7 protein-coding genes are annotated in these 6,740 nt (G+C 44.9%); 5 read left to right on the forward strand and 2 right to left on the reverse strand.

Annotation, left to right across the window (positions count from 1 at the left end):
• The first annotated feature begins 986 nt into the window (after positions 1-986).
• The 3 genes from KGY70_14825 (at position 987) to KGY70_14835 (ending at position 3,078) form a co-directional block, all read left to right on the forward strand.
• Positions 987-1,220 (forward strand): SHOCT domain-containing protein, encoded by a 234-nt coding sequence (locus tag KGY70_14825; GenBank protein MBS3776467.1) that lies wholly within the window; start codon positions 987-989, stop codon positions 1,218-1,220.
• A 113-nt stretch (positions 1,221-1,333) separates the two neighbouring features.
• Entirely contained in the window at positions 1,334-2,344 is a 1,011-nt protein-coding gene (locus tag KGY70_14830) for an ABC transporter ATP-binding protein (protein MBS3776468.1), read from the forward strand.
• The gene (locus KGY70_14835; protein MBS3776469.1) at positions 2,341-3,078 is read left to right on the forward strand and encodes an ABC transporter permease; all 738 of its coding nucleotides are present in this window, start codon (positions 2,341-2,343) and stop codon (positions 3,076-3,078) included. The genes KGY70_14830 and KGY70_14835 overlap by 4 nt, the downstream gene beginning before the upstream one ends.
• Positions 3,079-3,091: 13 nt before the next feature.
• Here KGY70_14835 and KGY70_14840 read toward each other — a convergent pair whose 3' ends face one another.
• Together KGY70_14840 and KGY70_14845 are read right to left on the reverse strand one after the other, a co-directional pair.
• Positions 3,092-4,015: an LCP family protein gene (locus tag KGY70_14840; protein ID MBS3776470.1), complete on the reverse strand. Its 924-nt coding sequence runs from the start codon at positions 4,013-4,015 to the stop codon at positions 3,092-3,094.
• Positions 4,016-4,319: 304 nt separating this feature from the next.
• Positions 4,320-4,784, reverse strand: a complete 465-nt coding sequence (locus KGY70_14845; GenBank protein MBS3776471.1) for a DoxX family protein — start codon at positions 4,782-4,784, stop codon at positions 4,320-4,322.
• 425 nt (positions 4,785-5,209) lie between these two features.
• On the opposite strand from KGY70_14845, the gene KGY70_14850 reads away from it, so the two are divergent.
• On the forward strand, positions 5,210-6,247 hold the full coding sequence (locus KGY70_14850; GenBank protein MBS3776472.1) for an outer membrane beta-barrel protein: 1,038 nt from the start codon (positions 5,210-5,212) through the stop codon (positions 6,245-6,247).
• A gap of 123 nt (positions 6,248-6,370) precedes the next feature.
• Positions 6,371-6,724: a DsrE family protein gene (locus KGY70_14855; protein ID MBS3776473.1), complete on the forward strand. Its 354-nt coding sequence runs from the start codon at positions 6,371-6,373 to the stop codon at positions 6,722-6,724.
• The last annotated feature ends 16 nt before the right edge of the window (positions 6,725-6,740 follow it).

Below are 6,740 nucleotides of genomic sequence, written 5' to 3' on the forward strand. Positions count from 1 at the left end.
CATCAACCCACACAGCAGCCCGCTTTCAGCGGGCATTCTTTGCATAGAATTACGACAAATGCCGTTTAATTCCTGGAATAACCCAAATTTTCGTATATTGTATTTTTTTTAAACCACAAACGGCAAACCTTTGCGGAGGAGTTTGAAAAATGGAGGCGGGAATAGGGTTTGTTTGATGATTGATGGGAAAGGGGACAAAAGCCCGCTAAAGCGGGCTGATCGAATAGGGAGGGCCTTCTTACTTACCACTGAAGCCGGGTGCTATGCTCATTTGAAAAGAGCCACTGTTATTTGAGTTTACCCAGCTGTAACCGGGAATTATGTCCATGTCATGAGGCTCATAACCCGAATTTTTGGGAGATTGGGTAAACTCCCGTTTTATCGGGTGGTATTATTATATCCCAATAAACCTGCCAATTGCACAACAATCTCATTTGGTGAGAGCCTCAACCGACCCGTTTATGGAGATTGATTAATATTTATGTTTTATCCGGGTCTATCATTATTCCTTGATGAAACACGCCTGTCGCATCATGAGATTAGCACCCCGATTTATCGGGGTGTTGCTGAAAACAACATCAACCCACACAGCAGCCCGCTTTCAGCGGGCATTCTTTGCATAGAATTACGACAAATGCCGTTTAATTCCTGGAATAACCCAAATTTTCGTATATTGTATTTTTTTTAAACCACAAACGGCAAATCTTTGCGAAAGAATATGAAAAATGGAGGCAGGAATACGGTTTGTTTGATGATTGATGGGAAAGGGGACAAAAGCCCGCTAAAGCGGGCTCAATGGCTCGAGGGGTCTTTTAATCTTACCACCCGGCTTCAGCCGGGTGGTAAGCTCATTTGGAAAAGGCACTGTTAGCCGGTGCAAATCTGAGCGCTTAATCGCGAGGCTCACCACACAAAGATTTAACCACAAACACAAAGAACAACATTCATTTTTTAGTAAATTTGCATAAACTTAACTAGACAAACTTATGGAACACGGACATGGTATGGCAATGGAAGGGAGTGCAATCCTCTGGACAGTTATTATTGCAGCGGTTGTCATCATTGCCCTGGTTTTGATTTTGAACCGGACAGGCGGCCCCCGTCAGAACAAGTTTGAGGTAAATCAGGGCGATACCCCGATGGATATTTTGAAAAAGCGTTATGCCCTGGGGGAGATCACAAAGGAGGAATTTGACGAAATGAAACCCGCATGCAGGTAGCTACACAACAAGAATATGATTAACATGCGGTTTCCATGGTAATACAAGCAGAGTTTATGAATTTAGTATATAAATCAAATTGAAATTCAAGCCTTTAATAAACTGTTACACTAGTGAAAATGGAAAAACACGGGGTCGCCTCCGGTCCTGTTGAACCGGAGCGACTCATCGAAGTATCCCGCCTGAGCAAAAGTTTTGAGGAGGTAGAAGCCGTCAGCGGAATATCCTTCGATGTAAAGCGCGGCGAGGTTTTTGGCTTCCTGGGACCCAACGGGGCAGGAAAAACCACCACCATCAATATGCTTACCGGGCTGGCCCGGCCTGACGCGGGTACCATCCGCATTGCCGGCCTGAATTGTTCGGCCAATCCCAAGGCAGCCCAGCATCTGATCGGGGTGGTGCCGGATGAGAGCAACCTGTATCCCGAGCTCACAGGTTATGACAACCTGTGTTTTTGTGCCTCCTTATATGGTATTGAGAAGGGGGAACGCCGCCGGCGTGCAGATTATTTGCTGCGGCAGTTTCGGCTGCAAGAGGCTGCCAACCGGAGGTTCAGCGGGTATTCCAAGGGCATGAAACGCAAGCTGACCATTGCCGCCGGCATCATCCACCAGCCGGAGATCCTTTTTCTGGACGAGCCCACCACAGGCATCGATGTGGCCAGCGCCCGGCAGATCAGGCAGCTTATCAGTGATATGTACCAGGGCGGAACCACCATCTTTCTGACTACCCATTACATTGAAGAAGCCGAACGGTTGTGCGAACGCATCGCTTTCATTGTCAACGGGCGTATTGTGCGCAATGAACGCGTTTCCACTTTGCTGCAACCGATACAACAGCGCAAAGGCCTGCTCGTTACAGCGAATGGGAATATTTCCGGTCTGACCGGTAAGCTTGCTCAAGCTTTCCCTGAATATACCTTCCGGATGGTTTCCAACCAACAGTTGCGGATGGACTCCGTTCAAACCATCGGCATTGGACCGGTGGTGCGGTTCATCGAAGGACAGGGTGCGGAAGTGACGGAAGCCCGTCAGATCAAGCCAACGCTGGAAGATGTTTTCGTAGATGTGACCGGTATTGAAAGCGATGCAATGAGAACGGAAAGAAACGGAGGTAAGGCATGAAACGATGGATAGCATTCTGGAATATCGTTCTGAAGGACATGCGCGGGTATTATCTTAAGCCGCCCAACATTAGCTGGGGATTGATCTTTCCCCTGGCCTGGACGCTTATGTTCTTCATCCGCTCGGGCACCGGGCTGGAAAATGTCATTGAAGTGCTTCCCGGGGTGATGGCCATCTCCATCCTTTTTGGCACCACCTCCATGCTGGCTGTGACCGTGACCTTTGAGAAGAAAAACCGCTCCTTTGAGCGGCTGCTGCTGGCCCCCATCTCCCTGGAGCTTCTAATGCTCTCGAAGACAAGCGGGGCGATCCTGTTTGGGATCGTTAATGCCTTTGTGCCGGTTATACCGGCAGCTTTTCTTACAGATCTGTCGCAGGTGTCATGGGGCGCTGTGGTGCCGGCTGTAGTGTTAATAGCCATTGTTTCCACCTTTTTGGGACTTTTTATCGCCGTATCGGTGAGCGAGGTTTTCGAGGCCCAGACCTTCTCCAACTTCTTCCGCTTTCCCATGATCTTTCTCTGCGGTTTGTTCTTTCCTGTTCTTTCCCTGCCTGTGATCCTGCAGCCTCTCTCATTTGCCCTGCCCCTGACCTATGGGGTGGATATCCTCCACGGGGCGATTCACGGACAGCATATCCTGCCGCTTTGGCTGAACTTTCTGATCATTGCCGCCTTTGGGTTTGTCTTGTTTTCCATTAGCCTGAAAAATATTCACAGAAAATGGATATTATAAAGTGTAAGAAAAATTAATCGCGGCGGTCTTTTGATTCCTTCAGTTCCAGTCGCAGTTTTTCCCGTAAGTTCATCAGATTATCGAATTTGGGAATAACATACCAAAGGCTGTCAATTTCAACATTTTTTCCTTCCATAGAGAGCTTTTCAAAATGATCCGGCGAGACGGAAGTAAGATGAGGTGCTTCCTTTTTCATTGAATCCATTGGGATATTATGTCGTATGTTTTGTTTTACGATGTTTATATACCGGCCGAGATTGATGAATGTTTTTATATTAATGGCTTGATGCATGGTAGTATCTATAACCTGCTGCAGACGGCTCATCCGTCCGAAATCTCCCTCGCTGTCATTTCGGAAACGTATATAATAAAGGGTGGTGTTACCATCCAAACGCTGTATTCCTTCATCTATAACTTCTATTCTTTCAGCAAATTCCTTTCCAACATCTATTGTTACCCCACCCATCATATCTATGAAATCAGCAAAAGCTTGTTCACTGAAAGCAATGTAGTAGTCCACGGGAAACTTTAGAAGGTCTTCTATCAAGGTGATTGATACTTCAGGTCCATAAGCAAATACATCGGTTAACTTTGCATAGTCCTCCTTTTGTAGATGGACCCTTGTATCCCGAGGAATGGACAATGCAGTAATTTTCCCGGTATTCGTATTAAGCAGAAGCAGCAAAATAGCGTCAGATCGTCCCGGCTCGTCTATGTTCTCAGCATCATCCAGGCCCCGTTGCTCGATTCCCAGCAAAAGAACAGATATTAGTTTATCACCTGTATTGGGAATACGATCATCCCGTTGCCTTAATTCCGTATCACGATAAGTTTCTTCAAATGTATTGGTTATTTTATAACCCAGATATGCCACATAAATGATTATACCCAATACTATGAATATCAAGGAAAGCAGTATAAGCTTTCTAATTTTCATGGTTTGTATTTATAATAATTCCCGAAATGATAGGGATGTTCCTGTTTCAGTAATTTTTAACAGACCAAATAACCGTGTTTATTGTATAAATCCCCCAATTTTCATGCACGCCAGTTGAAAAAATTCCCGGATGAGCTCTGGGAAAATTTTTGTACCAATATTTGATTATTCTTTGACAAAAATACAATAAAATCCTTTATGTCCTTCATTCATCATAATAAATCATCAGAGTAGAATGCATCAGGCTCGGAGTATAAGGTTCGGGAATAGTTTTCCATAGTAATTTCCATGCGTATTTTGCAAATCATTTTTTCATCAGCAGACGATCGATTGACCATTTGCCCCCGCCTTTTATGATGAGGAATAAAGCACCCAGCCACATGGCAAAATCCGTCCGTATTTCATGAGCCATGCTCCAGAATCCGTAGGTATTCAGATCACGCAAAACAAAGGGTCCAAAGCTTTCTCCAAATGCTATGGGTATTTTGGTCACCACAATGGCTACCGTCATATTGATCAGCATGGCAAATGCGGCTCCCCGTGTAATGAATCCCAAAATAAGCAGCATGCCTGCAAGAATTTCAAAAACCCCCACAAAGTTGGCAAATAACTCAGGGTTTGGAAATCCCATGCCTTCAAAACGTCCGGCGCCCCGCATAGCCGGATAAAGGAATTTCTGAATTCCTTCGGACAGGAACACTGCGCCCACCATCAAACGGATAATGATAGTGGCTTTGGATTGATCTGTGTGGATAAATTTTCTGTACATATCTGCAATTGTTTTTATTTCTAACAAATTTTTGGCGCTATGGTTTTTACATATTCACTTATTCTGATCCCTGCGTCTGACTATTTTTATGCTCAGCCATATTCCCGCTGCAATAATTCCGGTTATCAGCAGAGACATGTAAATGGCCAATGTTAGATTTTTTAATGAAACCCGCATCTAGGAACCTTCGCAACAAGGTAATGAATAAAGCATGCGGGTTCCATGGCGAATCAAGCACAAGGCTCAAATTTTGAGGTTCTATTTAATTGAATTACAAACATATAATCAAACTTTATCCGAATGAAACCTGGAAATACCATTTTTCCAATTGTATATTCAATTAATTATTGAATACTTGAACAATATTTTTATGTATATGTCTCAAAAATCAGCAACTTCTTCAATATAAAAATTATGACAGACATATGAAAACACCAAATTTCTTTCAACACTTAACATTGTTTTCCGTTATATGGAAAAGCTGGTTCTTAGGAATCTTTTTGGTATCGTTCACGGTACCATTGCTTGCACAAGACGGGGGAGAGACTTCCGGAGGCGAAGGCCAAACAACCTATCCCGACCTCACACCGGCGGGATTTCTGCAGACGCATTTCAGTGCTGACGATATAGCAGATAACCCTGCGAATTTTTCCATTCACAGAGCCAGAATTGGCTTTACAGGGGATTTGAGCGAGAACATCAGGCTCAATTTGATCATAGGAGCCACGGAACCGCCGAATAATACCCCGGCCCTGGTGAATGCCTTTGCCGACTTTACCCTCGATCCGCTTTTTAATCTGCGGGCAGGCCAGTTTTTTGCCCCGTTCGGGCTGGAAGGACCTGAGCCCATCACCAGGAATCCGGCTATTGAGCGGGCCTTCTCTACGCGAAGAATGAATCCGTTCAGGATGTTCAGAGACATTGGGGTGATGGCCTACGGGGAACATTCTACTTTTGGTTATTCTGTGGCCATCATGAACGGACGCGGGGCCAATGTCCTGGCAAATTCAAATTCCAAAGATATTGTCGGACGCGTGGAACTTGCCCCGATGGAAAATCTGATGGCCGGTATTTCTGCTCATTTGGGCACTTATGAAACCGGAGCGTTTGACAGACTTTCCCGTCAAAGATGGGGCCTGCATGCCGAATATCAGCAGTCGCCGGTGCTCCTGCGGGGAGAATATTTCATCCGTGACAGGGAAATAGTGCCTGATAACAGGGCACAGGCCACCGGCGGCTATCTGCTTGCAAAATATGAAATTTCAGAAAAATGGGAGGCCATTGGCAGATACGATCATTTCACCCCGGAAGGCGAAGGTGATCCCTACCAGGGATTCACCCTGGGACCCAATTACCAGGTCGGACCGAATACCCAGCTTTCACTGAACGGCATTTTGTATACTCCGGTAAATGATGATGCCCTGCATAACCTTTTGAACATACAGTTGCAGATGGTTTTATAACCAATCTCAATGAATATACACTAATGAAATTCTGCGAACAAAAACATCACATTCCATGAAAACAACAATAATATTACAAAGCAGAATAATATTTATTAATAACCTTTAAAAAACACGTCATTTATGAAAATTCTAATCGTTATCAACGACGCACCTTACGGAACAGAAAAGGCTTACAATGCATTGCGTCTTGCCAATCAGCTAGGTAAGGAACACAAAGACACGGAAGTTCGGATATTCCTGATGGCAGATTCCGTTTTTTGTGCCATACCAGGCCAAAACACACCCGACGGGTATTACAACATCGAGAGGTTCTTAAAAGGTGCAATCAAAAAAGGCGCTAAAGTAAAGTTATGTGGTACATGTGCCGATGCAAGGGGTCTAAAGAACATGACGCTCCTCGAAGGAACAGAGATCAGCACCCTGGCACAATTCACCGAGTGGGTGGTTGATAGCGATAAGGTGGTAACGTTTTAACTGGACACATGAGAAA

The organism is Bacteroidales bacterium, assembly GCA_018334875.1.
Lineage (GTDB): Bacteria > Bacteroidota > Bacteroidia > Bacteroidales > UBA12077 > JAGXLC01.

Coding starts and splice junctions, on each gene's coding strand:
- KGY70_14825 (MBS3776467.1), top strand. CDS start 987: ATGGAACACGGACATGGTATGGCAATGGAAGGGAGTGCAATCCTCTGG.
- KGY70_14835 (MBS3776469.1), top strand. CDS start 2,341: ATGAAACGATGGATAGCATTCTGGAATATCGTTCTGAAGGACATGCGC.
- KGY70_14840 (MBS3776470.1), bottom strand. CDS start 4,015: ATGAAAATTAGAAAGCTTATACTGCTTTCCTTGATATTCATAGTATTG.
- KGY70_14845 (MBS3776471.1), bottom strand. CDS start 4,784: ATGTACAGAAAATTTATCCACACAGATCAATCCAAAGCCACTATCATT.
- KGY70_14850 (MBS3776472.1), top strand. CDS start 5,210: ATGAAAACACCAAATTTCTTTCAACACTTAACATTGTTTTCCGTTATA.
- KGY70_14855 (MBS3776473.1), top strand. CDS start 6,371: ATGAAAATTCTAATCGTTATCAACGACGCACCTTACGGAACAGAAAAG.